The following is a 231-nucleotide window of genomic DNA, read 5'->3' on the forward strand; positions in this document are numbered from 1 at the left end:
CGAACACGCCCCGCGGTACGGCACACCCCGCGTACACCGGGCCGGTCTGCGCCGCGCCGTCCACCCGTACGCGCAGGGTCTGTCCGAACGGTCCGTCGCCGAACTAGTCGGCGACCTGCGCCGCGAGGTGGACGACGAGGTAGTACGAACCGGCGAACCGCAAGCCGCTGGTCCGGTCGTTGAAGGCATAGTGGTAGTCGTACTCGACGGGCGGCAGCGGTTCCAGGGCGG

The 231-nt window shown here is 70.6% G+C and carries 1 pseudogene; it reads right to left on the reverse strand.

The features are described 5' to 3' along the window. Positions 1–231: pseudogene (locus tag KVT44_RS59885) on the reverse strand (hypothetical protein); the annotation flags it as partial.

The sequence above is a fragment of the Streptomyces sp. GbtcB7 genome, from assembly GCF_019091445.1.
In the GTDB taxonomy this organism is placed as follows: Bacteria; Actinomycetota; Actinomycetes; order Streptomycetales; family Streptomycetaceae; genus Streptomyces; species Streptomyces mirabilis.